This is a genomic window from Dactylosporangium sp. CS-033363 (genome assembly GCF_050942475.1).
Classification (GTDB): Bacteria; Actinomycetota; Actinomycetes; order Mycobacteriales; family Micromonosporaceae; genus Dactylosporangium.
Genome location: NZ_CP192032.1, coordinates 3,317,617 through 3,343,256, shown reverse-complemented (window position 1 = coordinate 3,343,256; position 25,640 = coordinate 3,317,617). Strand labels below are relative to the sequence as shown.

General features: G+C 73.3%; 29 protein-coding genes and 4 tRNA genes. 17 read left to right on the top strand and 16 right to left on the bottom strand.

The window, feature by feature from the left end:
* The first annotated feature begins 61 nt into the window (after positions 1 to 61).
* From ACQPZ4_RS15525 to ACQPZ4_RS15500, 6 genes are all read left to right on the top strand, one after another.
* A complete protein-coding gene (locus ACQPZ4_RS15525; protein ID WP_433060899.1) occupies positions 62 to 772 on the top strand; it encodes a hypothetical protein in 711 nt (236 codons plus the stop codon).
* On the top strand, positions 766 to 1,734 hold the full coding sequence (locus ACQPZ4_RS15520; RefSeq protein ID WP_433060897.1) for a TrmH family RNA methyltransferase: 969 nt from the start codon (positions 766 to 768) through the stop codon (positions 1,732 to 1,734). Before ACQPZ4_RS15525 ends, ACQPZ4_RS15520 begins: the two co-directional genes overlap by 7 nt.
* A 70-nt stretch (positions 1,735 to 1,804) precedes the next feature.
* Entirely contained in the window at positions 1,805 to 2,689 is an 885-nt protein-coding gene (gene sigJ / locus ACQPZ4_RS15515) for an RNA polymerase sigma factor SigJ (protein WP_433060894.1), read from the top strand.
* An 81-nt stretch (positions 2,690 to 2,770) separates the two neighbouring features.
* Positions 2,771 to 3,118, top strand: a complete 348-nt coding sequence (locus tag ACQPZ4_RS15510) for a YciI family protein (protein WP_433060892.1) — start codon at positions 2,771 to 2,773, stop codon at positions 3,116 to 3,118.
* 68 nt (positions 3,119 to 3,186) lie between these two features.
* Entirely contained in the window at positions 3,187 to 4,344 is a 1,158-nt protein-coding gene (locus ACQPZ4_RS15505; protein ID WP_433060890.1) for an RNA polymerase sigma factor, read from the top strand.
* Positions 4,341 to 4,607 (top strand): acylphosphatase, encoded by a 267-nt coding sequence (locus tag ACQPZ4_RS15500; protein WP_433060887.1) that lies wholly within the window; start codon positions 4,341 to 4,343, stop codon positions 4,605 to 4,607. The genes ACQPZ4_RS15505 and ACQPZ4_RS15500 overlap by 4 nt, the downstream gene beginning before the upstream one ends.
* A 66-nt stretch (positions 4,608 to 4,673) precedes the next feature.
* On the opposite strand, the gene ACQPZ4_RS15495 is transcribed toward ACQPZ4_RS15500, so the two are convergent.
* Positions 4,674 to 5,168, bottom strand: a complete 495-nt coding sequence (locus ACQPZ4_RS15495; protein ID WP_433060884.1) for a SigE family RNA polymerase sigma factor — start codon at positions 5,166 to 5,168, stop codon at positions 4,674 to 4,676.
* Positions 5,165 to 5,833 (bottom strand): hypothetical protein, encoded by a 669-nt coding sequence (locus ACQPZ4_RS15490; protein ID WP_433060881.1) that lies wholly within the window; start codon positions 5,831 to 5,833, stop codon positions 5,165 to 5,167. Before ACQPZ4_RS15490 ends, ACQPZ4_RS15495 begins: the two co-directional genes overlap by 4 nt.
* Before the next feature lie 143 nt (positions 5,834 to 5,976).
* Here ACQPZ4_RS15490 and ACQPZ4_RS15485 point away from each other — a divergent pair, with 143 nt between their 5' ends.
* The gene (locus ACQPZ4_RS15485; protein WP_433060879.1) at positions 5,977 to 8,754 is read left to right on the top strand and encodes an ATP-binding protein; all 2,778 of its coding nucleotides are present in this window, start codon (positions 5,977 to 5,979) and stop codon (positions 8,752 to 8,754) included.
* A gap of 110 nt (positions 8,755 to 8,864) precedes the next feature.
* On the opposite strand, the gene ACQPZ4_RS15480 is transcribed toward ACQPZ4_RS15485, so the two are convergent.
* Positions 8,865 to 9,407 carry a hypothetical protein gene (locus tag ACQPZ4_RS15480; protein WP_433060877.1) on the bottom strand — a complete coding sequence of 181 codons (543 nt, stop codon included), beginning with the start codon at positions 9,405 to 9,407 and terminating at the stop codon, positions 8,865 to 8,867.
* A gap of 94 nt (positions 9,408 to 9,501) precedes the next feature.
* On the opposite strand from ACQPZ4_RS15480, the gene ACQPZ4_RS15475 reads away from it, so the two are divergent.
* The gene (locus ACQPZ4_RS15475; RefSeq protein ID WP_433060874.1) at positions 9,502 to 10,290 is read left to right on the top strand and encodes a tetratricopeptide repeat protein; all 789 of its coding nucleotides are present in this window, start codon (positions 9,502 to 9,504) and stop codon (positions 10,288 to 10,290) included.
* On the opposite strand, the gene ACQPZ4_RS15470 is transcribed toward ACQPZ4_RS15475, so the two are convergent.
* Genes ACQPZ4_RS15470 through ACQPZ4_RS15455 form a run of 4 tightly spaced genes read right to left on the bottom strand, consistent with a single transcriptional unit; the run spans position 10,276 to position 13,018 of the window.
* Entirely contained in the window at positions 10,276 to 10,686 is a 411-nt protein-coding gene (locus ACQPZ4_RS15470; protein WP_433060872.1) for an SRPBCC family protein, read from the bottom strand. The two genes, ACQPZ4_RS15475 and ACQPZ4_RS15470, sit on opposite strands and share 15 nt — an antisense overlap.
* 10 nt (positions 10,687 to 10,696) lie before the next feature.
* Positions 10,697 to 11,584, bottom strand: coding sequence for an SMP-30/gluconolactonase/LRE family protein (locus tag ACQPZ4_RS15465; protein ID WP_433060869.1), 888 nt, complete (start codon positions 11,582 to 11,584; stop codon positions 10,697 to 10,699).
* 37 nt (positions 11,585 to 11,621) lie between these two features.
* Positions 11,622 to 12,107 (bottom strand): hypothetical protein, encoded by a 486-nt coding sequence (locus tag ACQPZ4_RS15460; protein ID WP_433060867.1) that lies wholly within the window; start codon positions 12,105 to 12,107, stop codon positions 11,622 to 11,624.
* Between the two features lie 5 nt (positions 12,108 to 12,112).
* Positions 12,113 to 13,018 (bottom strand): MerR family transcriptional regulator, encoded by a 906-nt coding sequence (locus ACQPZ4_RS15455; RefSeq protein ID WP_433060866.1) that lies wholly within the window; start codon positions 13,016 to 13,018, stop codon positions 12,113 to 12,115.
* A gap of 93 nt (positions 13,019 to 13,111) precedes the next feature.
* Between ACQPZ4_RS15455 and eno the strand changes: the two genes are divergently transcribed.
* From eno to ACQPZ4_RS15440, 3 genes are read left to right on the top strand one after another with little or no spacing between them, the layout of a single operon-like run.
* The gene (eno, locus tag ACQPZ4_RS15450) at positions 13,112 to 14,380 is read left to right on the top strand and encodes a phosphopyruvate hydratase (RefSeq protein ID WP_433060863.1); all 1,269 of its coding nucleotides are present in this window, start codon (positions 13,112 to 13,114) and stop codon (positions 14,378 to 14,380) included.
* A complete protein-coding gene (locus ACQPZ4_RS15445; protein WP_433066535.1) occupies positions 14,380 to 14,805 on the top strand; it encodes a helix-turn-helix domain-containing protein in 426 nt (141 codons plus the stop codon). Before eno ends, ACQPZ4_RS15445 begins: the two co-directional genes overlap by 1 nt.
* A gap of 4 nt (positions 14,806 to 14,809) precedes the next feature.
* A complete protein-coding gene (locus ACQPZ4_RS15440; RefSeq protein ID WP_433060861.1) occupies positions 14,810 to 15,271 on the top strand; it encodes a VOC family protein in 462 nt (153 codons plus the stop codon).
* Positions 15,272 to 15,348: 77 nt separating this feature from the next.
* Here the strand turns inward: ACQPZ4_RS15440 and ACQPZ4_RS15435 are convergent.
* The 4 genes from ACQPZ4_RS15435 to ACQPZ4_RS15420 all read right to left on the bottom strand — a co-directional run bounded on the left by ACQPZ4_RS15435 (position 15,349) and on the right by ACQPZ4_RS15420 (position 15,667).
* A tRNA-Val gene (locus tag ACQPZ4_RS15435) sits at positions 15,349 to 15,422 on the bottom strand.
* Positions 15,423 to 15,435: 13 nt separating this feature from the next.
* Positions 15,436 to 15,508, bottom strand: a tRNA-Arg gene (locus ACQPZ4_RS15430).
* Positions 15,509 to 15,511: 3 nt separating this feature from the next.
* Positions 15,512 to 15,585, bottom strand: a tRNA-Ile gene (locus ACQPZ4_RS15425).
* 7 nt (positions 15,586 to 15,592) lie between these two features.
* A tRNA-Thr gene (locus ACQPZ4_RS15420) sits at positions 15,593 to 15,667 on the bottom strand.
* A 415-nt stretch (positions 15,668 to 16,082) separates the two neighbouring features.
* Between ACQPZ4_RS15420 and ACQPZ4_RS15415 the strand changes: the two genes are divergently transcribed.
* From ACQPZ4_RS15415 to ACQPZ4_RS15405, 3 genes are read left to right on the top strand one after another with little or no spacing between them, the layout of a single operon-like run.
* A complete protein-coding gene (locus tag ACQPZ4_RS15415; protein ID WP_433060859.1) occupies positions 16,083 to 16,580 on the top strand; it encodes a SigE family RNA polymerase sigma factor in 498 nt (165 codons plus the stop codon).
* Positions 16,577 to 17,671: a hypothetical protein gene (locus ACQPZ4_RS15410; protein ID WP_433060857.1), complete on the top strand. Its 1,095-nt coding sequence runs from the start codon at positions 16,577 to 16,579 to the stop codon at positions 17,669 to 17,671. Before ACQPZ4_RS15415 ends, ACQPZ4_RS15410 begins: the two co-directional genes overlap by 4 nt.
* A 9-nt stretch (positions 17,672 to 17,680) precedes the next feature.
* The gene (locus tag ACQPZ4_RS15405) at positions 17,681 to 18,661 is read left to right on the top strand and encodes a DUF2332 domain-containing protein (protein WP_433060855.1); all 981 of its coding nucleotides are present in this window, start codon (positions 17,681 to 17,683) and stop codon (positions 18,659 to 18,661) included.
* Here the strand turns inward: ACQPZ4_RS15405 and ACQPZ4_RS15400 are convergent.
* Positions 18,658 to 19,302, bottom strand: a complete 645-nt coding sequence (locus ACQPZ4_RS15400) for a hypothetical protein (RefSeq protein WP_433060852.1) — start codon at positions 19,300 to 19,302, stop codon at positions 18,658 to 18,660. The genes ACQPZ4_RS15405 and ACQPZ4_RS15400 overlap by 4 nt on opposite strands.
* 66 nt (positions 19,303 to 19,368) lie before the next feature.
* Here ACQPZ4_RS15400 and ACQPZ4_RS15395 point away from each other — a divergent pair, with 66 nt between their 5' ends.
* Positions 19,369 to 19,773 (top strand): DNA-binding protein, encoded by a 405-nt coding sequence (locus tag ACQPZ4_RS15395; RefSeq protein WP_433060850.1) that lies wholly within the window; start codon positions 19,369 to 19,371, stop codon positions 19,771 to 19,773.
* A 14-nt stretch (positions 19,774 to 19,787) separates the two neighbouring features.
* On the opposite strand, the gene ACQPZ4_RS15390 is transcribed toward ACQPZ4_RS15395, so the two are convergent.
* The 4 genes from ACQPZ4_RS15390 to ACQPZ4_RS15375 are packed head-to-tail and all read right to left on the bottom strand — an operon-like array spanning position 19,788 to position 24,040.
* The gene (locus ACQPZ4_RS15390) at positions 19,788 to 20,585 is read right to left on the bottom strand and encodes an SDR family oxidoreductase (RefSeq protein ID WP_433060847.1); all 798 of its coding nucleotides are present in this window, start codon (positions 20,583 to 20,585) and stop codon (positions 19,788 to 19,790) included.
* Positions 20,586 to 20,596: 11 nt separating this feature from the next.
* Positions 20,597 to 22,198 (bottom strand): diguanylate cyclase, encoded by a 1,602-nt coding sequence (locus ACQPZ4_RS15385; protein WP_433060845.1) that lies wholly within the window; start codon positions 22,196 to 22,198, stop codon positions 20,597 to 20,599.
* A 37-nt stretch (positions 22,199 to 22,235) separates the two neighbouring features.
* Entirely contained in the window at positions 22,236 to 22,901 is a 666-nt protein-coding gene (locus ACQPZ4_RS15380; RefSeq protein WP_433060842.1) for a response regulator, read from the bottom strand.
* Complete coding sequence (locus ACQPZ4_RS15375) at positions 22,898 to 24,040, bottom strand: sensor histidine kinase (protein ID WP_433060839.1); 1,143 nt, start codon at positions 24,038 to 24,040, stop codon at positions 22,898 to 22,900. The genes ACQPZ4_RS15380 and ACQPZ4_RS15375 overlap by 4 nt, the downstream gene beginning before the upstream one ends.
* A 144-nt stretch (positions 24,041 to 24,184) precedes the next feature.
* Here ACQPZ4_RS15375 and ACQPZ4_RS15370 point away from each other — a divergent pair, with 144 nt between their 5' ends.
* Together ACQPZ4_RS15370 and ACQPZ4_RS15365 are read left to right on the top strand one after the other, a co-directional pair.
* Positions 24,185 to 24,868, top strand: coding sequence for a hypothetical protein (locus ACQPZ4_RS15370; RefSeq protein ID WP_433060837.1), 684 nt, complete (start codon positions 24,185 to 24,187; stop codon positions 24,866 to 24,868).
* 14 nt (positions 24,869 to 24,882) lie between these two features.
* Positions 24,883 to 25,623 (top strand): SGNH/GDSL hydrolase family protein, encoded by a 741-nt coding sequence (locus ACQPZ4_RS15365; RefSeq protein WP_433060834.1) that lies wholly within the window; start codon positions 24,883 to 24,885, stop codon positions 25,621 to 25,623.
* Positions 25,624 to 25,640: the final 17 nt, after the last annotated feature.

Sequence of the window (25,640 nt, the reverse complement as noted above, 5' to 3'; positions counted from 1 at the left end):
GATTCTTAATCGGTTGCCCCTCTGAGGTGATCATTGCTATCAACATGCATGTGATTGCCTCTTGAGCCGTACGCTGCACACCGACCCCTACCACCTGCGCGCCGCCCGCCGTCCGCACGCCGTGCCGATCCGGATGCGCCCGGCGCGACCGGGATTCGTGCATCCGGCGTCCCCCGCCGACATCGCCGCGTTGCTCGACACCTTCGGCCCGGCCGCAACGTACGGTCTCCGCCGCATCGAACTGCGCCACCGCACCGGCCCCGCGGTGGCCGAGTTGCGCGTGCCGGGCATCATCCTGCTGTTCGAACAGCGCATCCCGCCGTGGCACCTGACCGGCCGGCTGCAACGGTCCGCGCTGCTCCGCCTGGAACGCGCCGGCGCGATCGTCGAAACGGGCACCGCGACCACGCGCGTGCACTGGCCGCACGAAACGCTGCGCGACTTTGTCCTCTTCGACGGCCTCATGCACGAAGTCGGCCACCACACGATCCAGCACGCGGCAAACAAACATCGAACGCCCGCCATGCGCACCGCCGACCACGAGCGCCGCGCAGATGCGTTCGCAGCCCGAGCCCGAGCAGCCGCCGCGGCCAACGCAGTCACCTCGGCCGACGCCGTCACCGCCGCGAATGCAATCGCCTCTGCCGGCGCACTCGTTTCGGCCAGCGCGGTCGTGAGTCCGGCGTTCATGGCCGACGCATGCTCGGCTCAAGCGGCGGTCTCAGAAGCCGAGGCGGCGACGGTTTCCGGGCCCACGGTGGCGCGATGGTGACGCTCGTCGGCGACGGGATCGAGAACCCGGCGAACGCCACGGCTCTGACGGAGGCGGCCGGCATGTTCGCCGTACCGTGCCGGTTCCGCGACAGCCGCGACCTCTCGTCGCAGCTGCCCGGCCTGTCCACGGTGGACACCGACGGACTGCTCACCACGCCCATCGTCGCGGTCGACAACGCGCCGGGCGCCGAGTCGGTGTACAACGTCCGGAGAATCCACAGTGGAGCATCCATTGTGGTCGGCAACGAGCGCCGTGGCATCCGCCCGGACCTGTTGCGCGCCGCCGCTCACACCGTGCAGATCCCGATGCCCGGGCGCGGCGTGAACACGCTCAACGTGGCCACCGCGGCCGCCGTCGCGCTGTACTACCTGAGCGGGGCGACGGGCCGGCGTCCCGCGCGCCGGTCGCAGCGGCCCGACGTGCTGCTCGCCGCCCCGCGCGACCACGTCGAAGCGGGCAGTTCGCTGCGCTCCGCGGCCGCCTTCGGCTGGTCGGCGGTGGCCGTCGAGGACCGCGACAAGGTGTGGTTCGGCACGCCACGGCCCCTGCGCGCCGAGTCCCGCGCGGCCGCCCGCAGCCACCGCAACCCGCTGCGCGTGATGCCAAGCGAAGGACCCGATCCGGTGTACTCCCGGATCGTGGTCTGCTCCCCCACCTCCGACGGCCCGCCGGTACACCGGACGGATCTCACCGGCGCCGGAACGCTCATCGTCATCCCGGACGAGGGCTGGGAGCCGCCGCCGTCGCGCACGGTGGAATGGGCGCGGGTCGACGTGCCGGGCGCGCCGGGCCGCTATCGGCTCGTCACCGGCATCGTGCTGGCCGAGGTCGCCCGCCAGCTCGGCGACTCCGCGAAGGCCCGCCCACCCCGGCGCGGCCTGTCCTACGGCAGCGAGCTCGACCTGACCGCCCCCGACGGCGGCGAACTGCTCGATCCCTGGGAACTCGAACAATACTGAGCAGCCGGTCACATCTCGTCCGAGCGCGGGGTCTCCTGGAGGATGATCAACCTTCGAAAGGGGAACTGACGTGGACGAGCGCGCATGGCTGGATGAGCAGTTCGAAACGCACCGCGGACGGCTGCGCGCAGTGGCGTTCCGGATGCTCGGTTCGACCGCTGAGGCCGACGATGCCGTGCAGGACGCCTGGATCCGGGTGAGCCGTGCCGGCGCCGAGGGCGTGGACAACCTCGGCGCCTGGCTGACCACGATCGTTGCGCGAGTCTGTCTGAATCAGCTCCGATCGCGCACCCAGCGCCGCGAGGACCCGCTCGACGTGCACGTACCCGACCCGATCGTCAGCCCGGCGGCCGGCGTCGATCCCGAGCACGAAGCGCTGCTCGCCGACTCGGTGGGCCTGGCGCTGCTCGTGGTGCTCGAAACGCTCACGCCGGCCGAGCGTCTCGCATTCGTACTGCACGACATGTTCGCCGTCCCGTTCGACGACATCGCGCCGATGCTCGAACGCTCACCCGCCGCCACCCGCCAGCTCGCCAGCCGCGCCCGCCGCCGCGTGCAGGGCCGCCCGACCGCCCCCGACCCGGACGTCACCCGCCAGCGCGCGGTCGTGGACGCGTTCTTCGCCGCATCGCGCAACGGCGACTTCGCCGCACTCGTCGAAGTGCTCGACCCGGACATCATCCTGCGCTCGGACGGCGGCCCGACGCGTCCGCGGCTCACGTTCACGCTGCACGGCCCGGAGCAGGTGGCCACCCAGGCGCTGGCGTCGTCGCGGCTGTCCCCGTTCGTCTACCCGGCCCTGGTCAACGGCGCCGCGGGCGTCGTGGTGGCGGCCGGCCCGGACCGTCCGCTGTTCGTCATGGCCTTCACCGTGACCGAGGGCCGCATCGTCGCGATCGACGTCCTGGCCGATCCCGACCGCCTGCGCGCCCTGGACCTCGCCACCTTGCGATGAGACGCCCTGCGACGAACACACTCGTTGTCGATTTCGGGGCTTCGGCTGCGTCATGGTGGCAACGGACGATGAGGAGGGGTCATGCAGTACGCGCTGTTGTTGTACGGTGACGAACAGGTGTGGCAGGCGACCGGCGAGGCCGCCAAGCGGGAGATCTACGCCAAGCACGAGCGGTTCATCAAGCTGCTCATGGAGCGCGGCGCCCTGCGCGGCGGGGCCGAGCTCGCGCCGACCGGGGCCGCGACCACGCTGCGCCGGGACGGGGACGCGAGCAGCGTGACCGACGGCCCGTTCGCGGAGACGTCCGAGCAGCTCGCCGGGTTCTACCTGATCGAGGCGGCCGACCTGGACGAGGCGCTGGCGCTGGCGAAGGAGCTGCCGTCGGGCGTGATCGAGGTGCGGCCGATGGTCCCCGGGGAGGCCGGCTGAGCTCCGCGCATCAGGACGAGGTCGAACGCGCGTACCGCGAACACTGGCCGCGCCTGCTCGCGCTGCTCGTGACCCGGCTCAAGCGGTTCGACCTGGCCGAGGACAGCCTGCAGGACGCATTCGTGGCCGCGGCCGGGCGCTGGGGGCGCGACGGCGTGCCCGCCAACCCGGCCGCCTGGCTGCTCACCACCGCGTGGCGGCGGGCGCTCGACCGGCTGCGCCGCGAGGAGGCGGACCGCCGGCGGCTCCCGCTGCTCCTCGTCGACCTGCCGACGCCGGCCGAGACGGACGACGAACCCGACGAGGTCAGCGACGAGCGGCTTCGGCTGTTCTTCGCGTGCTGTCACCCCGCGCTCGCGCCCGACTCGCGCGCCGCGCTCATGCTTCGGTTCGGGGCCGGGCTCACCACCGCCGAGATCGCCCGGCTGTTCCTGGTGCCGGAGACGACCATGGCGGCCCGGCTGACCAGGGCCAAGAAGAAGATCGCGCAGGCCGGCATCCCGCTGCGGCCACCTGCGCCGGCCGAGCTCGCCGAGCGCCTCGACGGGCTGCTGACGGCGGTGTACCTCCTCTTCACCGAGGGCTACCGCGCGACCGAGGGTGCGCAGTTGGTGCGGCCGAGGCTGGCGGCGGAGGCGATCCGGCTCGGGTACGAGCTGGGTGGCCTGCTCCCCGACGAGCCGGAACCCGTCGCGCTGCTGGCGCTCATGGTGCTGCAGCACGCACGGCGCGATGCGCGCATCGACGCGAACGGGCAGCTGGTGCGCCTGGCCGAGCAGGATCGAACACGCTGGAACCCGACGGAGTTGCGGCAGGGCTTCGAACTGCTCGGGTTCGTGCGCGAAGGTGCAGGCTCCGGCCGGTACACCCTGGAGGCTCTGATTGCGGCCGAACATGCGCGGGCGGCGACCGCGGGCGTGACGGACTGGGCGCGCATCGCCGGGCTCTATGCGCGTTTGGACGCGCGAACGGGGTCGCCGATTGTTCGTTTGAACAGAGCCGTGGCGGTCGCGGAGGCGGGTGATCCGGGGGCGGCGCTCGCGCTCACCGACGGGCTGGCCGAGCGGCTCCCCCAGCACCATCTGGTGCCCGCGGTCCGGGCTGACCTGCTGCAACGCCTGGGCCGCGGCGCCGAGTCGCGCGCGGCCTGGGAGGATGCCCTGCGGCTGGTTCGGACGGAACCCGAGCGTGCGTTTCTCCTCCGCCGGGTACGGTCAGGTGCGTGATCCGCAAACGCGTGCTCGTTTCTGGTCGAGTGCAGGGCGTGTTCTTCCGCGACACATGCCGGCGTGTCGCGACCGAGCACGGCGTCGCCGGCTGGGTGCGCAACCTGCCCGACGGACGGGTCGAGGCGGTGTTCGAGGGGGCCGACGAGCCGGTCGCCGCGCTGCTCACCTGGGCCGGCGAGGGCCCGGCCGAGGCCGCGGTCAGCGGGGTCGAGGCGCTCGACGAGCCGGTCGAAGGACTGCGCGGCTTCAACATCCGATGAGCTCGACGAGCCCGTCGAAAACGGCTTCAACATCCGATGAGCCCGACGAGCCCGTCGAAAACGGCTTCAGAATCCGATGAGCTCGTCGGCGCCGAGCAGGTCGCGCAGCCGGTTCAGGCCGCGCGTGCTCTGCGTCTTCACCGTGGCCGCGGAGACGCCGAGCAGGTCGGCGACGGTGTCGATGCTCTGGTCCTCCCAGTACCGCAGCACGAGAATCGCCCGGTCGCGGGGCGCGATCCGGCGCAGCGCCTCGAGCAGCGTCACGCGCAGTTCGGGCCGGCCGTCCGGGGCCGCGCGCTCGGCGACGCGGTCCGTGACGATCTCGCGGCTGCTGCTGCGCCGCTGGTGATCGAGGAACACGCGCAGCAGGACCTTGCGCGCGTACGCGTCCGGGCTCTCCCGCCGCTGGATGCGCGGCCAGTGCACGAATAGTTTCGCGAGCGCGGACTGGGTGAAATCCTGCGCGAGGTGCCAGTCGTGGCACAGCAGGTAGGCCGTGCGCCGTAGCCGCGGGGCCGCGATGCGCGCATATTCGACGAAGTCGTCGTCGTATTCGCTCATTCGATCGCCGGCAGTTGCGCGAACCGGGCCGCGCCCGCGGTCTCGATCGACTCGTCGATGCGCAGGCCCCACCGCGGGTCGGCCGCGACCGCACGGGCCTCCTCGACGGTGAGCGCCTGCGCGGCGGGCGCGTTCTGGGTGCCGTCCCAGGCCAGGCAGGAGGCGACGTTCACCTGCACCAGCAGACCGTCGGCGTGATAGCCGGTGACGATCGTCCGCTGCACGCAGTTGTCGGGCAGTTCGGAAACCGTCGTTCTTTCGGTACCGCCTGCTGCCCTCGAAACAGCCACGCGCAGCATGCCGGGGCCGTTGCCGCGGTCGAGGTACACCTGGATCATCGGCTGCGCCGGATCGGCGGCGTAGTGCGAGGTCGCACCGGGCGGCAGGGTGTCGAGCAGCAGCTGGAGCAGGCCGGCGGGGCTCGCGGGCACCAGGTTCACCGGGGCCGCGACCTGGGCGTCCGGCTCGTCCCCGGCGCCGCGTGCGAAGGACGCACCGCCGGCGAGCACCGCCAGCACCGCGACGGCCGCTCCTCCCGTGCGCAAACGGCGCCAAACGCGCAGCCGCTTGCCGCGCCGCACGGCGCCGCCGACGAGATCGCCGATCGGCGGCTCGGGCGCGGCCGCCAGCTCGTCGTCCAGCCGCGTGCGAAGGTCCTGCTCCACGTGCCCTCCCGGGTCCATGCTGCCCTCACCCGGATCCCACGGGCCGGGCCGGGGTACGGGTAGCAGTGACCTGGGTCACAGTCCGGCTCGGGCCCGTCGGACAACGGACAGACCGGCCGGGACCTGGCCGGTTAGGGTCGGGCGTGCAGCCGCTGTGCCCGGTGCTGATCGGGCGCGACGACCTCCTCGCGCTGGCCGACCGGCGCCTGGGTGAGGTCCGCGCCGGGGCCGGGCACGTGCTGTTCCTGGCCGGGGAGGCCGGCATCGGCAAGACCCGGCTGCTGGAGGCGATCCTCGCGCGGGCCACGGCGGCGGGGTTCGCGGTCCGCACGATCCACGCGTACCCGGGCGACGCCGAAGTCGCCGGCGGCATGCTGGCCGGGCTCGACGACCCGGCCGAGGCCGAGGCCGAGGCAAAGGCTGAGGCCGTGGCCGAGCCAACGGCAGAGGCCGCGGCCGAGGCGGACGGGGATCCGCACCGCCGGCGCCGGCTGCGGACCGCCGCACTGGCCGGACGCATCGCCGCGTGCGCCGCCGACGGCCCGGTGCTGCTCGCGCTCGAGGATCTGCACTGGGCGGACGAGCTGACGCTGGACGCGCTCGAACGAGCGGCGCGCGACATCGCCACGACACCACTGCTCATCGTCGGTACGTACCGCACGGACGAGCTGTACCCGCGCGCACCGACGCGAGCGTGGCGTGCGCGTCTGCTCAATCGCCGGCTGGCCGAGGAGGCGCGGCTCGGCCGCCTGCCCCGGTCCGAGACAGCGGAGATGGCGGCGCGGATCGCGGGCGCGGCGGTGCCGGAGGCGGTCGCCGCGACCCTGTACGAGCGAAGCGACGGCGTCCCCTTGCACATCGAGGAGTTCACCGGCCCCTGCCTGCGCGGTGACGCTTCGCTGCCGGACACGCTCGCCGACGCCGTGCTCGCCCGGGCCGCGACGCTCAGCCCGGGTGCTCGCGCGCTCGCCGACGCGGCCTCGGTCATCGGGCGCTCGTTCGACCTGGACCTGCTGCACGCCATGACGTCCGACGCCGAGGGTGCGGTCGACGCGGCGCTGCGGGAGCTCGAGGAGTGCGCGTTCGTGCAGCCGGGCGGCCCGTTGCGGTACGACTTCCGGCACTGGCTCATCCGCGAGGCCCTGCACGCCGGCCTGAGTCCACTGCGCCGGCGCGACCTGCACACGCGCGCGGCCCGGGCGGCGCACCGGGCCGGACTGCGCGATGCGTTCATCAGCGATCAGTTCGAGCGCGCGGGCCGGCCCGGCGAGGCGTACCCGCACGCGCTCACGGCCGCGCGGGAGGCGGCCCGGCTGTCGGCGCACCGCGAGGCGGCGGAGCTCTATCGGCGGGCGCGGCGCACCACCCCCGCGTGCACGCCGGACGCGCAACGGGCGGCGGTGCTGGCCGAACTGGGTGGCGAGCTCGTCGCCGTGGACGACAACGAGGGGGCGGCCGAGGCGCTCACCGCCGCGTACGAGCTGTTCCGCACCCTCGGCGCCGACGTCGACGCGGCCGCGCTCGTTCCCGACCTGGCGGAGGCCCGGCACCGCCTCGGCGCGGGGATCGACGAGCGCGACGAGTTGCTGCGCGAGGCGCTCACCCTGCTGGGCGACACGAACACCGGCGCCACCCGCGCGCGCATTCTGGCCGCGCTGTCCGCCGCGTACATGCTCGATCGCTGCCTCGACGACTCGATCGAGTTCGGCCGGCGCGCGCAAGCGGTCGAAGCGGACGGCGAAACGCGCATCAACGTGGACGCGACGCTCGGCGCGGCGCTGGTGTTCGGGGGGATGGCCGAGGGCTGGGCGCTGATGGCCACGGCCGTCGAGCACGCCACCGGTGCGCGGCTGGAGGCCGAGGTGTCGCGCGGTCACCGGATGATCGGATGCTGCGCGTCGGCGCTCGTGGAGTACGACCGGGGCCTGCGTGTGCTGCGCGAGGGGTACGCGTTCGCCGAGCGAATCGAGCGCTTCAACGATCGAAACTACATGGCCGCGCACGTCGGCCACGTGCTCTGGGCGACCGGCGACTGGACGGGCGCGCGGCGCTGGGCCGAGCAGGCGCTCGCCGACGGGCGCGGCGACCTCGGCACCCGGGCGACCGCGCTGCACGTGCTCGGCTACCTCGCGATCGGCACCGGCGACCTCGACACCGCCGCCCGCATCCTGCACGAGGCGCGCATCCTGGGCGAGGACATCGGCGAGCTGCAGCGCCTGTCGCCCGCCGTCTGGGGCCTGGCCGAGCTTGCCCTCCACAGTGGACGCCCGGCGGAGGCCACCGCGTGGTGCGAGCGCGGCTGGGAGCTCTCGGAACCGTCGTGGGACGCCGCCTACCTGTTCCCGTTCGTCGTCACCGGCGTCCGCGCGCACCTCGCCACCGGCGACACCGCGGCAGCGCGCACGTTCCTCGTCAAATGCGAGGAGCGGCTACGGTACCGCATGATCCCCGGCACCCTCCCCGCCCTCGACCACGCCCGGGGCCTGCTCGACCTCGCCGCCGGCCAGACCGGCCGGGCGCGCGCCGCCCTGGCCGCGGCGTCCACGGGCTGGGACGAGCGCCACCGCTTCTGGGAAGGCGTGGCCGCACTGCGCGACCGTGCTCGTACCGCGCACCGCTCCCGCCGCCCGGCCGAGGCCGCCACGCTCACCGCCGAGGCCGACCGCCGAACCCAAGCCGCCGGCGCATTCGCCACCGCCCCGTTGCCCCCGTTGTCCACAGTGGATAGCGCTCCGGAACTGCTCACCGCGCGCGAGGCCGAGGTGGCCCGGCACGTGGCGACGGGCGCGACCAACCGGCAGATCGGCGCGGCCCTGTTCATCTCACCGCGCACGGTGGCCACGCACATCGAGCACATCCTGCCGAAGCTGGGCGCGTCGCGACGAGCCGAGATCGCCGCGTGGGTGTCCAGTTCCGGCTGATCGCCCACGTGCGATGAGCGAACGACCACTCGCCGCCACCGATGAGCGCGCTGAGGCGGGGGGTGCGCGGCTCAGGCCGTACCAGAGCGGCGTTTGCGTCTTTGGTTTTGTCAGCCGCTGGCGGCAACCGATGCGCTGCGGTTCGCCTCGATGGCCGCGCGCATGGACTGGGCGAGGCCGATCGCCTGGACGATGGACAGGACCGGGCTCTGCAGTTCGAAGGCCAGGCCGTCGGGGCGCATGGACAGGATCGGGCTGTTGTTCACCAGGCGGGCGACCTCGCGCTGCTGCTCGTCGGTGACCGCGAAGCGGCGGGAGGTCCAGTTGCCGCGGGTGCTCAGGACGCGCCCGTTGGCCAGGGTCAGCACGCTCGGGCGGTTCGGGCCCCAGAAGCCGAGTTTGAGGTGGAACAGGGCGCGGCTCTGGGCGTCGGTCAGGTAGTAGTTCCGCCCGCCGAAACCCTGGCGGTGGCCGGCCGCCAGCGGGGCGCCGGTGCCCGGGGCGAGGATCTCGTAGCGGGCCCGCATCGACCAGTTGTGCCAGCGGATCACGGCGACGGGGCGGCCGTCGGCGAGGGTGACCGACGACTCGCTGCCGAACGGGGCCTTGTCCGGCAGGAGCAACGTTCCGGCGTACGGGGCGAAGACGTCCATGTGCCCATCGTCCCGCGCTCGCGCAACCACGGCATTTTCACAGCTCAGGCGGGACGGTTTGAACCCGGCGCGGCGGCGCTGCGTACTGGCTGACATGATGGCCCTCACCTGGACCGGCCGGCCGCCGCGGCCCCCGTTTCCGCTGCATGCCGCCGTCGGGCCGCTCCGGATCGTGGCGCAGGCCCGGCGCTCGCATCGACGGGCGTTGCGGTTGTGGGCCGCCGACCGGCACATGGATGCCTTCGCCGCGGCCGTCGAGGCGGTGCGGCTGTTCGAGCGCACGGGGCGCTCCACCGAGCTCACGGCGGCCCGGGTCACGCTTGGTGACCTGCAGTTTCAGCTCGGGCGGCAGGAGGACGCGGTCGAGACGTTCCGGGCGGCCGAGGCGCTGTTGCCGCTGGGCAACTGCCTGCGCGAGCTCGGGCAGTTCGACGAGGCCGAGGCCGTGCTGACCGCCGCGCCGCCCGATCCGGCGATCCGCAATGCGCTCGGGGTGTTGTGCAAGGACACCGGCCGGTACGACGAAGCCGCCGCCCACTACGCCGCCGCCCTCGCCGACCCGGGGCTGCACGGCGTCGTGCACCACAACCTGGCCGGGCTCGCGCACGCGCGGGGGCGGCACGAGGAGGCGCTGATCGCGGCGCTCACCGCGCTGGTGTGGCACGCGCGCGAACGCGGGTGCGGCTCGCCCGAGGTGGCGGCCGACGCGGCGGTGCTCGGGGCGATCCAGCTCGGCCTGGGGCGGCTCGACGAGGCGGCCGCCTCGCTGCGCCGGGCCCGCGACATCTGGCAGGGCCGCTACGGTCGCGACCACTACGAGGCCCGGCTCTGCCGCCGCGCCCTGGCCGCGGTCGAACGCGCCCGCCAGTCAGGCCCGGTGTGACTCCAGGACGGCGCGCATCTCCTCGATGCCGCGTTCGACCCGCGCCCGCACGGCCGGTTCGCGGTCGTGCGGCAGGACGTCGGTGGTCCAGACGAGCCGGGCCCGGGTGCCGTCGTGGTCGTGGACCTCGAACGCGGCGTGGTGATGGGCGAGCGTGAGGCGCCCGGGTCCCTGCACGGAGTACGCGAGACGCCGTTGCTCGTGATCGATCGCCACGATCAGCTCCCGGACCTCGGTCCCGTCCGGCAGCGTCAGGATGCGCTCGTCGCCCTCGATGCGCGCGTCGGCCACGCGGCCCGGGAGCAGGCGGCGGTGCACGTTGCCGACATCGGCGATCGCCGCCCACACCGCGCCGGGCGAGGCCGCCACGATGGTCTCGACCCGCACCGACGCCATGCCCCGCAGTCTACGGGTAGCCGACGTGCGCGGCCGGCGCCGGAACCGCGAGAATCTGGCCGGTGCGCGCGGCGAACGGGTCCTGCGCGTCCCACTTCGCCGCGCAGATGAACAGCGTGCGGCCATCGGCGCCGCCCAGCATGACCGCGAACGGTGCGCGGTCGAGTTCGACCCGGTCCAGGATCTTGCCGCCCTCGGCGACGCGAACGGCCTCGTTGCCGCCGCTCGAGGTCCAGACCGCGCCGTCCTCGTCGAGGCAGATGCCGTCCGGGCCCAGACCGGCGGCGAAGGTGCGGCGGTTGATGAGCGTACCGTCGGGTTCGATGTCGAACGCGGTCAGCACGCCCGCGAACGACTCCGAGATGATGAGCGTCCGCTCGTCGGGCGTGATCGCCATGCCGTTCGGGAAGGCGATGTCGTGCTCCTGTTGCACAACGGTGCCGTCCGCGCGGATCAGGGCGATGAAGCCGGGCCGGTAGCCGGGGCGCTCGGTCAGCGGCCGCGGGTCGGCCGGATTGATGTTCTTGATGAACTCGAGGAACGCGAACCCGGGCCCGTTGACGTAGGCGTTGCCGCGCCCGTCGACGACGAGTTCGTTGAGGTCGCCCGGGAGCGCGGAGAGATCGGCGTGCGGAACCATGGTGCCGTCGGCCTCGCGCCGCAGCAGTCTTCCGTCCGGTTCCGGATTCTTCGGTACGACCAGCAGGCGCCCGTCCGGCAGCCAGCCGATCGTGTGCGGGTCGACCCCCTCGGCGAGCGGTACGACCTCGTGGGCTCCCTCCGGCGTCACGGCGATGACCTCGCCGGCGCCCCAGTGGCAGAACCAGAGCCGTCCCTCGTGCCAGCGCGGCGACTCGACCAGCTTGAGTCCGTCGAGCAGGATGCGTGCGTTCGTCATACCGGCCATACGAACGGAGTATCCCCGGATTCGACATTCACAACCCGAGTTCGTCGCACAAAACCTCGTACTGGTCGAGCCGCTCCGGTGTGTGCCGGTGGTCCCCCAGCCCGGCCGCGTCGAACTCATCGAACGAGACGGTGCGCCGAACCCCGAGCCCGCGCAGCGCGTCGTTGATCGTGTGCACGGCGGGGTCGCGGCGGCCGAGCGCGTCGTACAGGCAGGCCCACTGATCCCCGACGCCGCCGAAATAGTCGGTCTGGATCACGGCAAACGGGCCGGGTGCCAGCGCCGCGGCGAGGTCGAGCAGCACGGCCTCGGTCGGGAAGGTCGGCGGTACCCCGGCCGGCACGTCCAACGCACCGTGGCGCCCGCGGCGAAACTGCCACACCGCCGAGGAGTAGTGCGTGACATGGACGAGCGAGATGCCCTGCGCCAGCGGCACCACCTCGACGTCCCACTCCCGCGCGGCGTCCTCGTCGACCAGACCCCGCAGGAGCAGCGCCGTGATGGAGTGGCCCATGCGACTCAGGCTAGTGAGCTGGTCCAAATCCGGTTGAGCCAGCGCAGCACCTCGTTCGCGTGGGTCGACGGGGCCGGGATCGGGTGGAAGACGTGCTCGATCACGTCGTCGCAGACGACCAGGGTGAGCCGGCGATAGAGGGTCATCTCGCCGGCGGTGAACGTGGGCAGGCCGGGCGCGGCGGCGAGCGTGAGGCGCGGGTCGGGGATCAGCGGGTACGGCAGCCGCAGCCGATGCGCGAGTTCCCGCTGGTAACCGGCCGACTGCGCGGACAGCCCGAAGACCCGCGCGGCTCCGGCGCCGAGGAGTTCCCCGTGGTGGTCCCGGAACCAGAGCGCCTGTTCGGTGCCGCCGCGCGCGCCCGGGATCTCGAGCAGGCCGTCGGGCAGGTCGACGCCGGGGCGGCCCGTCAGCGGGTACACGAACAGGATCGTCCGCCCGGGGCCGAGCCGGCCGAGGTTCACCACCTCACCGTTGGTCGCGAAGATCTCCTCGTCGGGCAGGGCGCGGCCGACGAGCGACGCCGGTTGCACAGCGTGACCGGAGATGTCCGGGTTGCCGGTGACGTTCACCAGGGCGAGGCGGGCCTCGAGCGCGTCCCGCTGGGCGGTAAGCTGGCCGATGCGGGACTGCAGACCGACAATCGCGCTACGGTACGTCACCAAGGCCGCCGCGCACACGTCCGACTCATCGGCCCCGGCGGCCAGGCTCTCCACGAAGGGCCGGGTCTCCTCGACGGTCAGCCCGAGCGCGGTCAGCTCGCGGATCTGCACGACGAGCCGTTCGGCGATCGGGTCGTACTCGCGGTACCCGTTGGCCATCCGGCGCGGCACGACCAGGCCGAGCGACTCGTAGTACCGCAGCGCCCGGATCGTGCTTCCCGAGCGCCGCGCCAGCTCCCCCACGCGCATGCCCGACACGATAAACCCGAACCCTGGGGTTCGGGTCAAGGTGAGCGTCATCGCGTCGCGCAAAACGCCCCTGAGCTGCCAGGATTCGGCCTCATGACAGTCATCGAAGCAGTGGCCGCCCGGCAGATCCTCGACAGCCGCGGCAACCCGACGGTCGAGGTCGACGTCCGCCTCGCCGACGGTTCGCTCGGCCGGGCCGCGGTGCCCTCGGGCGCGTCGACCGGCGCCGCCGAGGCGATCGAGCTGCGCGACGGCGACCCGAAACGCTTCCACGGCAAGGGCGTCGCCACGGCGGTCGGCAACGCCACCGGACCGCTCGCGGACGCCGTGCGGGGCCTCGACGCCGAGGATCAGGCCGCGGTCGACGCCGCGCTCATCGATTGCGACGGTACCCCGAACAAGTCCCGCCTCGGCGCCAACGCGATCCTCGGCATCTCCCTGGCGACGGCGAAGGCGGCCGCGGCGGCGAAGGGCGTGCCGCTGTACCGGTTCCTGCGCCGCGACACGGAGCCGCGCCTCCCGCTGCCGATGATCAACATCGTCAACGGCGGCGCGCACGCCGACAACCCGCTGGACTTCCAGGAGTTCATGATCAGCCCGATCGGCGCGCCGACGTTCTTCGAGGCCGTGCGCATGGGCTCGGAGATCTTCCACACCCTGCGCCGCTCGCTCGCCGCCGCGGGCCACAACACCAACGTCGGCGACGAGGGCGGCTTCGCCCCGCAGTTCACCACGGCCGACGAGGCGCTCACGTTCGTCGTCGAGGCGATCGCGGCGAGCGGCTACGAGCCCGGCACCGACGTGGCGATCTGCCTCGACCCGGCGGCGTCGGAGTTCTTCAAGGGCGGCGCCTACGACTACGCCGGCGAGGGCGTGCGCCGCTCCGTCGAGGAGCACGTCGCCTACCTGTCCGGGCTTCTGCGCCGGTACCCCATTGTCTCCATCGAGGACCCGATGGCCCAGGACGACCTCGCCGGCTGGAAGCTCCTGACCGGCCGCGAGGGCGCGAACACCCAGCTGGTCGGCGACGACGTCTTCTGCACCGACGCGGCGCGCCTGCGGGCGGGCATCGACGGCGGCTACGCCAACGCCATCCTCGTCAAGGTCAACCAGGTCGGCACCCTGACCGAGACACTGTCCACGGTGGACACCGCGCGGCGGGCCGGCTACCGGGTCGTCATGTCGCACCGCTCGGGCGAGACCGAGGACACCACGATCGCCGATCTGGCCGTGGCCACCGGGTGCGGTCAGATCAAGACGGGTTCGGTGTCCCGCTCGGACCGCACCGCGAAGTACAACCGGCTGATCCGCATCGAGGAAGAGCTCGGGGCCGAACAGGGGCTAGGCTCGCCCGTGTGGTGATGTCGGCGGCGGAGGACCAGAATCGGCGGCTGCTGCGCGCCCGGGACGCGATGGACCGGGACTACGCGCAGCGGCTCGACCTGCCGGCGCTCGCCAGGCTTGCGCACATGTCCGAGGGGCATTTCAGCCGGACGTTCCGCCGCACGTTCGGGGAGACGCCACACCGGTACCTGCAGCGGCGGCGGATCGAGCGGGCCATGGCGCTGCTGCGCGACCCGGCCGCGAGCGTGACCGACGTCGGGCTGCGGGCCGGGTTCGACAGTCTCGGGGCGTTCAGCCGGGCGTTCCGGGCCGTGGTGGGGGTTTCGCCGTCGCAGTACCGGGAGCGGGGGCTCGTCGCGCGGGTCCCGGTGTGCTTCGCGAAGGCGTGGCTGCGACCGGTCAGTTTTGGCGAAGCGGTCGAGGGCGCCCCGGCCGTACGGTGAGGGCATGTTCAACGCGATCACGATCACCACGGTGTGGGTCCTCGACCAGGACGAGGCGCTCGACTTCTACGTCGGCAAGCTGGGGTTTCAGGTCGACGAGGACGTCGATCTGGGGTTCATGCGGTGGCTCACCATCGCGCTGCCGTCCGATCCGGGGCGCAATCTGCTGCCGGAGGTGCCGGGGCCGCCGGCGATGAGCGAGGAGACCGCGGCGCAGCTGCGGGATCTGCTCACCAAGGGGGCGCTGGGGACGGCCGCCATCCTCACCACCGACGACTGCCAGGGCGTGTACGACAAGCTCAAGGCGAGCGGCATCGAGTTCACGCAGGACGTGGAGCAGCAGCCGTACGGGCTCGACTGCGCCTTCCGCGATCCGTTCGGCAACCAGGTCCGGGTCACGCAGCCCGTCAAGGGCCCGATCGAGATCACCGAGGCCGACATCGCCCGCTGGGGCGGCAAGAGCTGAGGGTGACCACCGGGAGTCGAACCCGGACCTTCAGAGTCACGTTCTGATGTGCACGGTCCCGTACACCATGGCCACCGTGTCCGCGCCAGGGTTCGAACCTGGGACCTCCGCTGTGTGAAAGCGGCGCTCGTACCGGCTGAGCTACGCGGACGTACAAACTTGCGCGCCCCGAGCAGGATTCGAACCTGCGACACACGGCTTCGTAGACCGCTGCTCTCTCCGCTGAGCTACCAGGGCAAGTCCCGTCGGCTGGAGTCGAACCAGCTGTCTCCTCGTTATCGGCGAGGCGCCTCTACCACGCAGGCCGCGACGGGGGGTGAAAGCCGAAGGCCGGAGTCGAACCGGCGACCTCTGTCGTACCAGGACAGCGCTCTGACCAGACTGAGCTACGTCGGCATCGTCGGAAACCGGGGAGTCGAACCCCGCACTTCCTGGTCCCAGGCCAGGTCCGGTCACCGCGCCGGTCGTTTCCGAAAAGCGTTCCTAAAGCACAAAAGAATGCGCGAGAAATGGGCAACAAAAAACCGCCCGGGTCCCTGTTGAAAGGGGCGGGCGGCCGAGGGTAACGGCAGGATGCCTACCCTCGCCACCGGCCCGAAGGACGGCGCACCGGAATGATATGCGGTCGGGGAACGCGTCGGGTGGTAGTCATCGCGGCTCTCCTCCTTCATATCTTCCGGTGTGTCGTTCGATGTGGACAACAATACGCGGCGAATCACGTCCCGGCAATGGATTAAAAGCCGGATGCAACAGTGGGCGGCGGCGGTGCGTGCAGTTGGATGACGGTACACACGGCGGCGGGAGGGCCTGAGTGGACTTCGACGACTATGTGCGCACACGCGGGCCCGGGCTGGTGCGGCTCGGGCGGCTGCTGACCGGTGATCGGCATCAGGGCGAGGACCTCGTCCAGGACGTGCTGGCCCGGGCGTTCGTGCGGTGGGAGCGGATCGCGGCGGACGGGCAGCCGGACGCGTACCTGCGCCGGGCGCTCGTCAACGCGTCCATCTCGCGGTGGCGGCGGCCGAGTTCGCGCGAGGTGGCGGTGGCGGCGCCGGAGGACACGGCCGATCCGATGGATCTGGGCGACGCGGCGGCGGAGCGGGACGCGGCCTGGCGGCTCATTCGCGGGCTGCCGGCGAAGCAGCGCGCGGCGGTGGTGCTGCGCTACTACGAGGATCTCGACGATGCCGCGATCGCGGTGTTGCTGAACTGTTCGCAGCCGACGGTCCGCAGCCAGGTGAAGCGCGCGCTGGACACGCTGCGCACCCGGCTCGAGCCGGATCGGGCACTGAACGGAGGCCGGGCATGAACGACCTGGACGACCTGGTCCGCACCAGCCTCGCGGGGGCGGCGGACGGCGACGTGCACGTGGAGAAGCTGCTGGCGCACGTCCGCGCGGGCGGGTTGCGGCGGCGGCGCCGGCGGGCGCTGGGGCAGGTGGCGGCGGTGGTCCTGACGGTGGCCGCGGTGGCGCTGGGCACGGCGACGGTGCTGCGGCCGTCGCACGGGCAGCCGGACCCGGCGACGGGGCCCTCGCTGCCGACGGGGCGGATCGTGCCGAACGCGCCCTCCCCGCTGGACGACCCGAGTGTGCTGGGGGCGGCGCCGCTGGTGCACCTGACCCTGACCGGGGCCCCGTTCACGCCGGCGACGGTGCGGTACCTCACGGACTCCGACCGCCTGGTCGCGACCGGCACCGTTCCCACGCCGCCGGCGAGCGAGAGCATGACCCTGGAGAGCGCCGACGGTGACGTGCTGTTCGTCGGGCTCAGCTCCGAGCCGCCGGCGGAGGACAAGGCGCCGACGCGTCAGACCGGCAAGTCCACGCAGGTGCGCGTCGGCGACCGGGAGGGGACCCTCTTCCAGTACGACCAGCCGCCCCCGGCCATGAAGGGCACCCGCACCAAGGGCATCCGGTCCACCCTGACGTGGCCGGTCGGCGACACCCTGACCGCGCGGATCAACACCTCGCTCGACGACCAGGCGAAGATCCTGGCGGTGGCGAACAGCGTGCGGTTCGACCGGGTGCACTCGTGCGGGCCGGCGTTCCGGCTGCCGTGGTCGCCGCCGAACCTGCGGCCGATCCGGTGCGAGCTGGAGTTCAAGGGCAACCAGGTCAGCCGCACGTACATGCGGCTGTCGTCGGGCACGGTGGACGAGGCGCTGGACGTCAGCATGGACAACGCCGCGATCCCGAGCACGCAGCCCAGCGGCCTGCCCGAGCTCGCGACGGCGACCATCAACGGCCGGGCGACGTGGCTGACCGCGGACGATCGCCAGGCGCGGTTCAGCTTCGGAGGAGCCTGGTTCTACTTGTACGGAGCAAGTGCCGACATCACTCGCCAGGTCACGGGCACCATCGAGCCGATCGGGTTCGATCCGCAGGAGTGGCCGGCCTAGGGTCGGGGCATGACGGAAACGGGGACGGCTGAGCAGTACAGGTTCTTCGCGACGGTGATGGCCCGGGGCTCGTCCCCGCTCTACGAGGACCTGGCCCTGGGCGTCGCCGCGGACCCCGAGATGCTCGCGCTGCTCGAAGGGCTGCCGCCGGCCAAGCGGCAGCCCAACCTCCTGCTCGCGGCGGCGCGCCTGGTCGGCGGGGTTCCGTCGGGGTACGGCCAGCTGCGCGACACGGTCTTCGGAAGGCGCGACGAGGTCGTGGCGGCGATGCTGGCCCGCCGGACGCAGACCAACGAGCCGGGGCGGTGCGCCGGGCTCTACCCCGCGCTCGCCTCGCTGCCGCAACCCCTCGCGCTGGTGGAGGTCGGCGCCTCGGCGGGGTTGCTCCTGCTGGTGGAGCGGTACGGGTACGAGTACACGGGAAGCGACGGAAGCGTGACGCACGGCGGGGCCACCGATGGCGCGCTGGTGTTGCGGTGCCGCGTCGACGGGCCGGCGCCGGCCGTCACGCCCGGTGCGGTCGAGGTGGCGTGGCGGGCCGGGATCGACCTGAACCCGCTCGACGTCACCGCCGACGAGGACGCCGAGTGGCTGCGCACGCTGGTCTGGCCCGAGCAGCACGAGCGGCGGGCGCGGCTCGACGCGGCCATCGAGCTGGCCCGGCGCGACCCGCCGCGGGTGGTGGCCGGCGACCTCAACGAGCGCCTCGACGCCCTCGCGGCCGAGGCGCCGGCGGACGCGACCCTGGTAGTGCTGCACACGGCGGTGCTGGACTACGTGCCGGAGCCGGGTCGCGGCGCGTTCGTCGAGAAGGTGCGCGGGCTGCGCGGGCACTGGCTGTCGCAGGAGGGCGCCGACGTGTTCCCGCACATCGCGGCCCGGCTGCGCGAACCGGCGCCGAAGGACGAGGCCGCCTACCTGGTGTCGCTGGACGAGCGGCCGCTCGCGTTCACCGCGCTGCACGGCTCCTGGCAGCGGCCGCTGGCCTAGATCGCGATCCAGGTGGCGCGGGCGGTCGCGAGGACGTTCCCGGCCGGACCGTACACAGTGGACAGGACCCGCGCCTTGCGGCCCTCGCCGCCGAGGTACTGGCCCATGACGACGCAGGTGTCGCCGGGGGTCGGGAGGGTGTCGAGCCAGACGGCGAGGCGGCCCAGGACGTACGGGCGGCCGGCGCCGATGGCGGACCAGCCGCCGGGGCAGTCCAGCGCCGCCCACATCGTGACCGCGTCCACATCGGACTGGACCTGCCAAGGCGCGGCTGTGCGGTCGTCGGACACCGGGCCGGGGAACAGGCCGAGGCCGTCGGCCCGCTCGGGGCCGCACACGTAGCACGTCGGGAAGGGGTGATCGGTGAAGCCCGGGTAGTGCTTCGAGGCGTCGGCGGCCTCGTCGAGGGGCACAGGCGGTACAACATCCGGCTTGTCCTCGGGAGCGGGACCCGCCTCGGCGATCAGGTCGGCGCCGTGCAGGAGCCGGGTGCCGTCGAGCGCGAGGTCGACGTCGAGCGGCGGTGGGCGGCGCAACGTGACCTCCGCCGGGGCGAGGCCGAGCCGGGTGGCGAGCAGGCCCGCGCTGTAGCCGCCGTTGCCGGAGCCGGGAGGGCCGTTGAACCGAGCCGCGATCCGCATGTTCACGGTCTACCACACCGGTCGTTTGAACATTCTGTTGAAAACAAAGTGTGCTACGGTACCGGCATGACCGACCTCCTGGATCGCCCGGACCCCGCCGCCCGCCGCGCCGAGCGGGTCTACGGCGCGCTGGCGCACCTGACCGAGCGGCACGCGGGCTCGCCCGAGCTGCGGTCGCGGCACGTGCACGCGGACGTGGCGGCCCCGCACGAGGTGGTGCGGGTGGCCGCCGCGATGGCCGCCGGGTCGATCCCGCCCGCGCCCGGCGAGCCCGCGCTGGACGAGTCCGACCTGGTCGCGGCGCTGACGCTGCTGCCGGACGTGCGGGCGGAGCTGGACACGACGGAGCTGTACCTGCTGCAGACCGCCCGGGAGCGCGGGATGACCTGGCAGGACATCGCCCTGAGCCTCGGTCTCGGCACTCCGCAGGCGGCCCGGCAGCGGTACGAGCGGCTGGCCGCCCGGAGCTAGGGCCGAAACGGGCTCTAGTCGAACCGGCGGAAGCCGCCCTCGGTGTTGATGACCTGGCCGGTGATCCAGCCGCCGTCGTCGGTGGCGAGCCAGGCGATCAGCCGGGCCGGGTCGTCGGGCTCGCCCCAGCGGCCGGCCGGGAAGTGGCGCCGGACCTGCTCGTGCACGTCCGGCGGGGCGTAGCCGGTGTCGACCGGGCCCGGGTTGACGGTGTTGAGGGTGATGCCCCGGTCGGCCAGCGTGTCGGCGAGCGTGCGGGTGATCGAGGCGAGGGCGCCCTTGCTGGCCGCGTACGGCACCTGGTCGCGCATCGGGCCCAGGTCCTGGCCCGACGTCATGAAGAAGACCCGGCCGCCGGGGCGCCCGTCGTGGCGGGCCGCGAACGCCTGGGTCAGCAGGATCGAGGCGCGCGTGTTGACCGCGTAGTGCCCGTCGAGCATGGCGGCGGTCAGGGTGCCGAGCGGGCCGTCGCCGCCGCTGCGGGCGTGGTTGCACACGAGGATGTCGAGGTGCCCGAGCTCGGCGTGCGCGGCCGCGACCACGCGCTCGGGGGCGTCGGGGTCGGCCAGGTCGGCGCCGCCGTGGGCCACCCGCGCGTCCGGACCGGCGAGCGCCGCGGCCACGCCCGCGGCGACCGCGTCCGGGCCGCCCGGGTCGGCGCCCCAGGGCTGGTCGTGGTCGTGCGGCACGTGGTGGTGCAGATACACGCTCGCCCCGAGCGCGGCCAGGCGGCGGGCGACGGCGAACCCGATCCCGGCCCGCCGGCTGACCCCGGTGATGAGGGCGGCGCGCCCCGTCAATGGAAAGTTCACGCCGCATTCTGTCAGGGAAAGACCGTCGGCCTGTACCGCATGACGGGGTGCAGCCCGTGCTTGGCCTCGTACATCTTCTTGTCGGCGTGCGCGATGAGCGCGTCGGCGTCCAGCCCCGCGGGGCGGGTCCAGGCCACCCCGATGCTCGCCTTGGGCTTCAGGACGGCACCGGCCAGGTCCAGCGGCGTGCCCTCGATCGCCGCGCCCAGGCCGGCCGCGAGGCGCTGCGCGTGCTCGAGGCGGGCCACGTCGCGGCAGACCACCACGAACTCGTCCCCGCCGAGGCGGCCGACGACGTCGCCGTCGCGGACCGCGCCGCGCAGGACGTGGGCGACGTGGGCGAGCAGGCGGTCGCCGGCCGCGTGCCCGAAGCGGTCGTTGACGAGCTTGAACTCGTTGAGGTCGACGAACACGGCGGCGGTGCCCAGGGCCGCGGCGTCCAGCGCCTCGGTCAGCGCGGCCAGGGTGGCGGCGCGGTTGCGGCAGCCGGTCAGGTCGTCGAGCGTGGCGCGGCGGCGCAGTTCCTCGCGCAGCCGGGTCTCCTCGGTGACGTCGGCGAGGCAGATCACCGCACCGGCGACCCGGCCGTCGGCGGTGGTGAGCGCGCGGGCCTTGGCGCTGGCGCGGCGCAGGCCGAGTTCGGGGTCGCGGTAGCCGTACTCGATGTCGAGGTCGCCGCCGTCGCGCAGGACGCCGTCCAGGACCGCCTCGACCGCGGCCCGGTCGCCGGGCACCACCGGGGCCAGCTGCGCGTCGCCCAGTTCGCCGCCGACGACGGTGCCGACCATGCGGCCGCCGCGCGCGTTCTGGTACACCACGCGGCGGTGCACGTCGATCTGCACCACGCTCATCGGCAGCGCCTCGGTGAGCCGGCGCAGGAGCTGCTCGCTGGCCCGCAGCGCCTCCTCGGCGGCCATTTCGTCGGTGATGTCGAGCATCTCGGCCAGCACGCACGGCTCGGCCCCGCGCAGCAGGTTGTGGTTGGTGATCTCGAACCAGATGACCCGCCCGTCGCGGTGCAGGTGCCGCAGCCGGATGCGCCGGGCCTCCCCCACCGGTACGGCCAGCAGGTCCATCCACGCCCCGATCGCCCGCTGGTGGTCGTCGGGGTGCACCAGCTCGAGCGAGCGCCGCCCGGCGAGCTCGGCGGCGGTCCAGCCGAGCACCCGGTGGATCTGCGGATCCGCCTCGATGATCATCGCGGCCTGGTCCTTGCGCACGGTGATCAGCCGCGGCGGGACGTCCTCGTGCTCGAGCGCGCCGGCGCTGTCGTCGAGGCCGGTGATGACGACGGCGATGACCCCGTGCGCCGCGGTCACGTCGATGAGGTGCAGCCCCACCGAGTGGTCGGGCTGGGAGCGGGGCCGGAACCGGCAGTCGGCGATGCCCCGGGTGAGGACCTGGTGCCAGGCCTCGATGATCGCGTGGTGGTCCTCGGGCCGGGCCAGGCCGAGCGCGGAGGCCGGGCCGTCGATGGGGCGCAGTCCGGTGTGCCGCAACGACTCCGGCAGCGCGACGAAGAGCCCGGTCGGGCCGACGGCGCCCAGCAGCGCGCCCGGATGGTGCGCGATCGTCTCGTCGAGCGCCGCTGTGCGGTCTGCTTCGTCGGCCATGCCCCGACATCGGCACGGTCCCTGCGGAGTCAAGCAATCAGGCGGAGCCCGGACGGATGAGCCCGCTTTCGTACGCGAACGCAACCGCCTGCACCCGATCGCGCAGCCCGAGCTTGGTCAGCATCCGCGAGACGTACGTCTTGACGGTCGCCTCGCCCAGGAACAGGGCCGCGGCGATCTCCGCGTTCGACCGGCCCCGGGCGACCAGGCGCAGCACGTCGAGCTCGCGCTCGGTGAGCTCGGCCAGCCGCGCGGCCGCGCGCGGGTCGGCGCTCGGCGCGCCCGCGTAGGACTCGATGACCCGCAGTGTCACCGCCGGGTCGAGCAGCGCCTGGCCACCGGCGACGGTGCGCACGGCGTGCACGAGCTGCTCCGGCGGGGCGACCTTGAGCAGGAACCCGCTCACCCCGGCGCGCAGGGCCGCGCGCACCGCCTCGTCCTCGTCGAACGTGGTGAGGATGATCACCCGGGCGGACGACTCGGCCAGGATGTGCCGGGCCGCCTCGATCCCGTCGCCGCGCGGCATCCGCACGTCGAGCAGCACCACGTCGGGGCCGCAGCGGCGCACCTCGGCGCGGGCGGCCGGGCCGTCCGCGGCCTCGCCGACGACCTCGATGTCGGGCTGGTGGTCCAGCAGCATCCGCAGCCCGGCCCGGATCATCGCCTCGTCGTCGGCGACCACCACGCGGATCGTCCGGGTCATGCCGCCGCACCCAGCGGGAAACTCGCCCGCACCGTGAAACCGCCCGGCCGCTCGCCCGCGCTCAGCGTCCCGGCGAGGGCCAGCACGCGCTCGCGCATGCCGATCAGACCGTACCCGCCGCCGGGGGACGGCTCGCCGGCCAGCTCGTTGTCGACGGTGAGGGTCAGCCGGCCGGGGCCGCGCTCGACGTGGACCGTGGTCGCGGCGCGGCCGTGGCGCAGCGCGTTGGTCAGGGCCTCCTGCAGCACCCGGTACGCGGAGATGTCCTGCGCCCGCGGCACGTCGCCGAGGTACCCGGAGACGGTCAGCGTCACCGGCAGGCCCGCCGCGCGCACCTCGTCCACGAGCTCCTCCGCCCGCACGAGCGTCGGCTGCCGGGCCGGCGTCTGCCCGGTCGACGGATCGCGCAGCACCCCGACCAGCGAGCGCATCTCCTGCACCGACTCGCGGCCGAGCCGCTCGAGTCCGGCCAGCATGTCGGCCTGCGGCGTGTCCGCCGGCAGCGTGCTGCGCACGGCCCCGAGCTGCAGCACCATCACGCTGATCGAGTGCGCGACCGCGTCGTGCATGTCCCGGGCGATCCGCCGGCGCTCCTCGGCGACGGCGGCGTGCGCGCGGGCCTCCCGCTCGGCGTCCAGGGCGGCGTTGAGCCGGGCCAGCAGCTCCGCGCGGTCGCGCAGCCGCCGGGCGACGAGCCCCACGCCCCACGCGCCCCAGGCCAGCAGCCCGAAGAACAGGTTCTCCCACGCCTGGGGGCCGAGGCCGGCGACCGTGGATCCCGCCGCCCGTCCCGCGATCCACGTTCCGAGCGAAGCCAGCAGGTGTACCGCCAGTGCCCCCCGCCACGACGCCCGCGCCACCCGGTACCCGGCCCAGCAGGGCGCGGCGACGAACCCGAGCACCGCGGCGCCCGTCGGCCCGTCGAGCCTGCCCGCGACCGCGATCGGGAACGCCAGCCCGACGACGGCGGCGCCCCACAGCGGCCGCCACGCGCCGAGCAGCATGCCGCCGACCACCGCGCCGAGGACCGCGGCGGGCGCCGCCGGCGCGGCCGCGAACTGCCCGTCGAGGACGATCTCGGCGGTCCCGATCACCGCGAGGGCGCCCGCCACACCCGCGGGCACGAGCTTGGGTTGCATGCCGGGAGCGTAATCGGCGCTGGTCAGCCGCCGGGTCGCCCGTACGGCGGACAGCGTGACGGGTTGCCGTCCCCCGCGCGGCGGACGGCTTTCGAGACGTGTGCGGGCAGCGTGCGGTACCGGCGAATCCTTAGGTTTTCGGGCATGACGAACGAAACCTCTCCCGCCAAGCGGGTCATGATGATCACCGCCGGGGCCGCCCTGATCGCGGGCGCCGGCTGCTTCTTCGCAGGGCTCGCGACGTCGCCGCCCGCGGTGGACGACTCGAAGGCCTCGTATCTGCGGTCGCTGGCCGCGGACCCGTTCGCGACGCAGCTCTCGGCGCTGCTGCTGCACTACGGCAACCTGCTGATGGGCGCCGGGCTGCTGGCCGTGCCGCTGCTGGTGCGGGGCCGCCGCGGCGCCGTCGTCACCGTCGTCGGGGCGCTGCTCGGCGCGCTCGGGCTGCTGCAGATCTCCGGCTCGCTGCTGTCGGACTGGTTCCACATGGAGCTCGGCCGCAACCTGCCGATCGAGCAGGCGGTGCTGGTCTCGGACAAGGTGCTCGCCCACCCGGCGGAACAGCTGGCGTTCAACCCGGGGCCGCTGGTGTCCCTGGCGCTGCTCGTCACGTTCGTCGGGCTCGCCCGGGCCGGGGTGGTGGGCTGGTGGAGCGTGCCGGCGATCGTGGCCGGCTACGCGGGGATGCTGCTGCTGCCGTACGACACGCCGATCCTCCCCGCCGCCGGCGCCCTGCCGATGCTGGGCACGCTGGCGTTCGCCGGGTGGCGGGTGCTCGGCCGGGCCCGGGTGCCGCAGGAGGCGGGCGTGCCCGCGCTTGTGGCGTAGCGCACAATCATGGCGTGACGCGAGCGACGACACTGCTGCTGGCCGCCGCCCTGACCATCCTCGCCGGCTGCTCCGGCGACCCCGCACCCGCCGGGTCGCCGGAGCCGTCGCCGACTCCGCCCGGCGGCCCGGTGGTGCGCATCCTGCCCCTCGGCGACTCGATCACCGACGGGCGCAAGGACCCCGGCTCGTACCGCATCGAGCTGTGGAAGGAGCTGACCGCGTCGGGCGTGCGGCTGGACTTCGTCGGCTCCAAGCAGAGCGGCCCGGACAGCCTGCCGGACCGCGACCACGAGGGCCACTCCGGCTTCCGGATCGACGAGATCGACGCGGAGGTCACCGGCTGGGTGCATGCGGCCGACCCGCGGTTCGTGCTCATCCAGCTCGGCACCAACGACGTGCTGCAGGACTACCAGATGGCCGGCGCGCCGGAGCGGATGTCGAAGCTGCTCGACCACGTCATCGCGGCCGCGCCCGGTGCCGACGTCTACGTCGCCTCGCTGCTGCCGCTGGAGGACAAGGCGCAGCAGGCCCGGGCGACCGCGTTCAACGCCGCGCTGCCGGAGATCGTGCGGGACAAGGGCGCCAGGGTGCACTTCGTCGACATGCACGACAAGCTCACGCTCAAGGACCTCGACGACGGCATCCACCCGACGGCGGGCGGGTTCGTGAAGATGGCGCAGCTGTGGGCCGGCGCGCTGAAGCCGCAGCTGACCGCGGCGCCCGTCGCCTCCGGCAAGGCGCCCCAGGGCTGAGCTCACCCAGCCCCGGG

Coding starts and splice junctions, on each gene's coding strand:
- ACQPZ4_RS15520 (WP_433060897.1), top strand. CDS start 766: ATGGTGACGCTCGTCGGCGACGGGATCGAGAACCCGGCGAACGCCACG.
- ACQPZ4_RS15510 (WP_433060892.1), top strand. CDS start 2,771: ATGCAGTACGCGCTGTTGTTGTACGGTGACGAACAGGTGTGGCAGGCG.
- ACQPZ4_RS15495 (WP_433060884.1), bottom strand. CDS start 5,168: ATGAGCGAATACGACGACGACTTCGTCGAATATGCGCGCATCGCGGCC.
- ACQPZ4_RS15480 (WP_433060877.1), bottom strand. CDS start 9,407: ATGGACGTCTTCGCCCCGTACGCCGGAACGTTGCTCCTGCCGGACAAG.
- ACQPZ4_RS15475 (WP_433060874.1), top strand. CDS start 9,502: ATGATGGCCCTCACCTGGACCGGCCGGCCGCCGCGGCCCCCGTTTCCG.
- ACQPZ4_RS15470 (WP_433060872.1), bottom strand. CDS start 10,686: ATGGCGTCGGTGCGGGTCGAGACCATCGTGGCGGCCTCGCCCGGCGCG.
- ACQPZ4_RS15465 (WP_433060869.1), bottom strand. CDS start 11,584: ATGACGAACGCACGCATCCTGCTCGACGGACTCAAGCTGGTCGAGTCG.
- ACQPZ4_RS15460 (WP_433060867.1), bottom strand. CDS start 12,107: ATGGGCCACTCCATCACGGCGCTGCTCCTGCGGGGTCTGGTCGACGAG.
- ACQPZ4_RS15455 (WP_433060866.1), bottom strand. CDS start 13,018: ATGCGCGTGGGGGAGCTGGCGCGGCGCTCGGGAAGCACGATCCGGGCG.
- eno (WP_433060863.1), top strand. CDS start 13,112: ATGACAGTCATCGAAGCAGTGGCCGCCCGGCAGATCCTCGACAGCCGC.
- ACQPZ4_RS15445 (WP_433066535.1), top strand. CDS start 14,380: ATGTCGGCGGCGGAGGACCAGAATCGGCGGCTGCTGCGCGCCCGGGAC.
- ACQPZ4_RS15440 (WP_433060861.1), top strand. CDS start 14,810: ATGTTCAACGCGATCACGATCACCACGGTGTGGGTCCTCGACCAGGAC.
- ACQPZ4_RS15410 (WP_433060857.1), top strand. CDS start 16,577: ATGAACGACCTGGACGACCTGGTCCGCACCAGCCTCGCGGGGGCGGCG.
- ACQPZ4_RS15405 (WP_433060855.1), top strand. CDS start 17,681: ATGACGGAAACGGGGACGGCTGAGCAGTACAGGTTCTTCGCGACGGTG.
- ACQPZ4_RS15400 (WP_433060852.1), bottom strand. CDS start 19,302: ATGCGGATCGCGGCTCGGTTCAACGGCCCTCCCGGCTCCGGCAACGGC.
- ACQPZ4_RS15395 (WP_433060850.1), top strand. CDS start 19,369: ATGACCGACCTCCTGGATCGCCCGGACCCCGCCGCCCGCCGCGCCGAG.
- ACQPZ4_RS15385 (WP_433060845.1), bottom strand. CDS start 22,198: ATGGCCGACGAAGCAGACCGCACAGCGGCGCTCGACGAGACGATCGCG.
- ACQPZ4_RS15380 (WP_433060842.1), bottom strand. CDS start 22,901: ATGACCCGGACGATCCGCGTGGTGGTCGCCGACGACGAGGCGATGATC.
- ACQPZ4_RS15375 (WP_433060839.1), bottom strand. CDS start 24,040: ATGCAACCCAAGCTCGTGCCCGCGGGTGTGGCGGGCGCCCTCGCGGTG.
- ACQPZ4_RS15370 (WP_433060837.1), top strand. CDS start 24,185: ATGACGAACGAAACCTCTCCCGCCAAGCGGGTCATGATGATCACCGCC.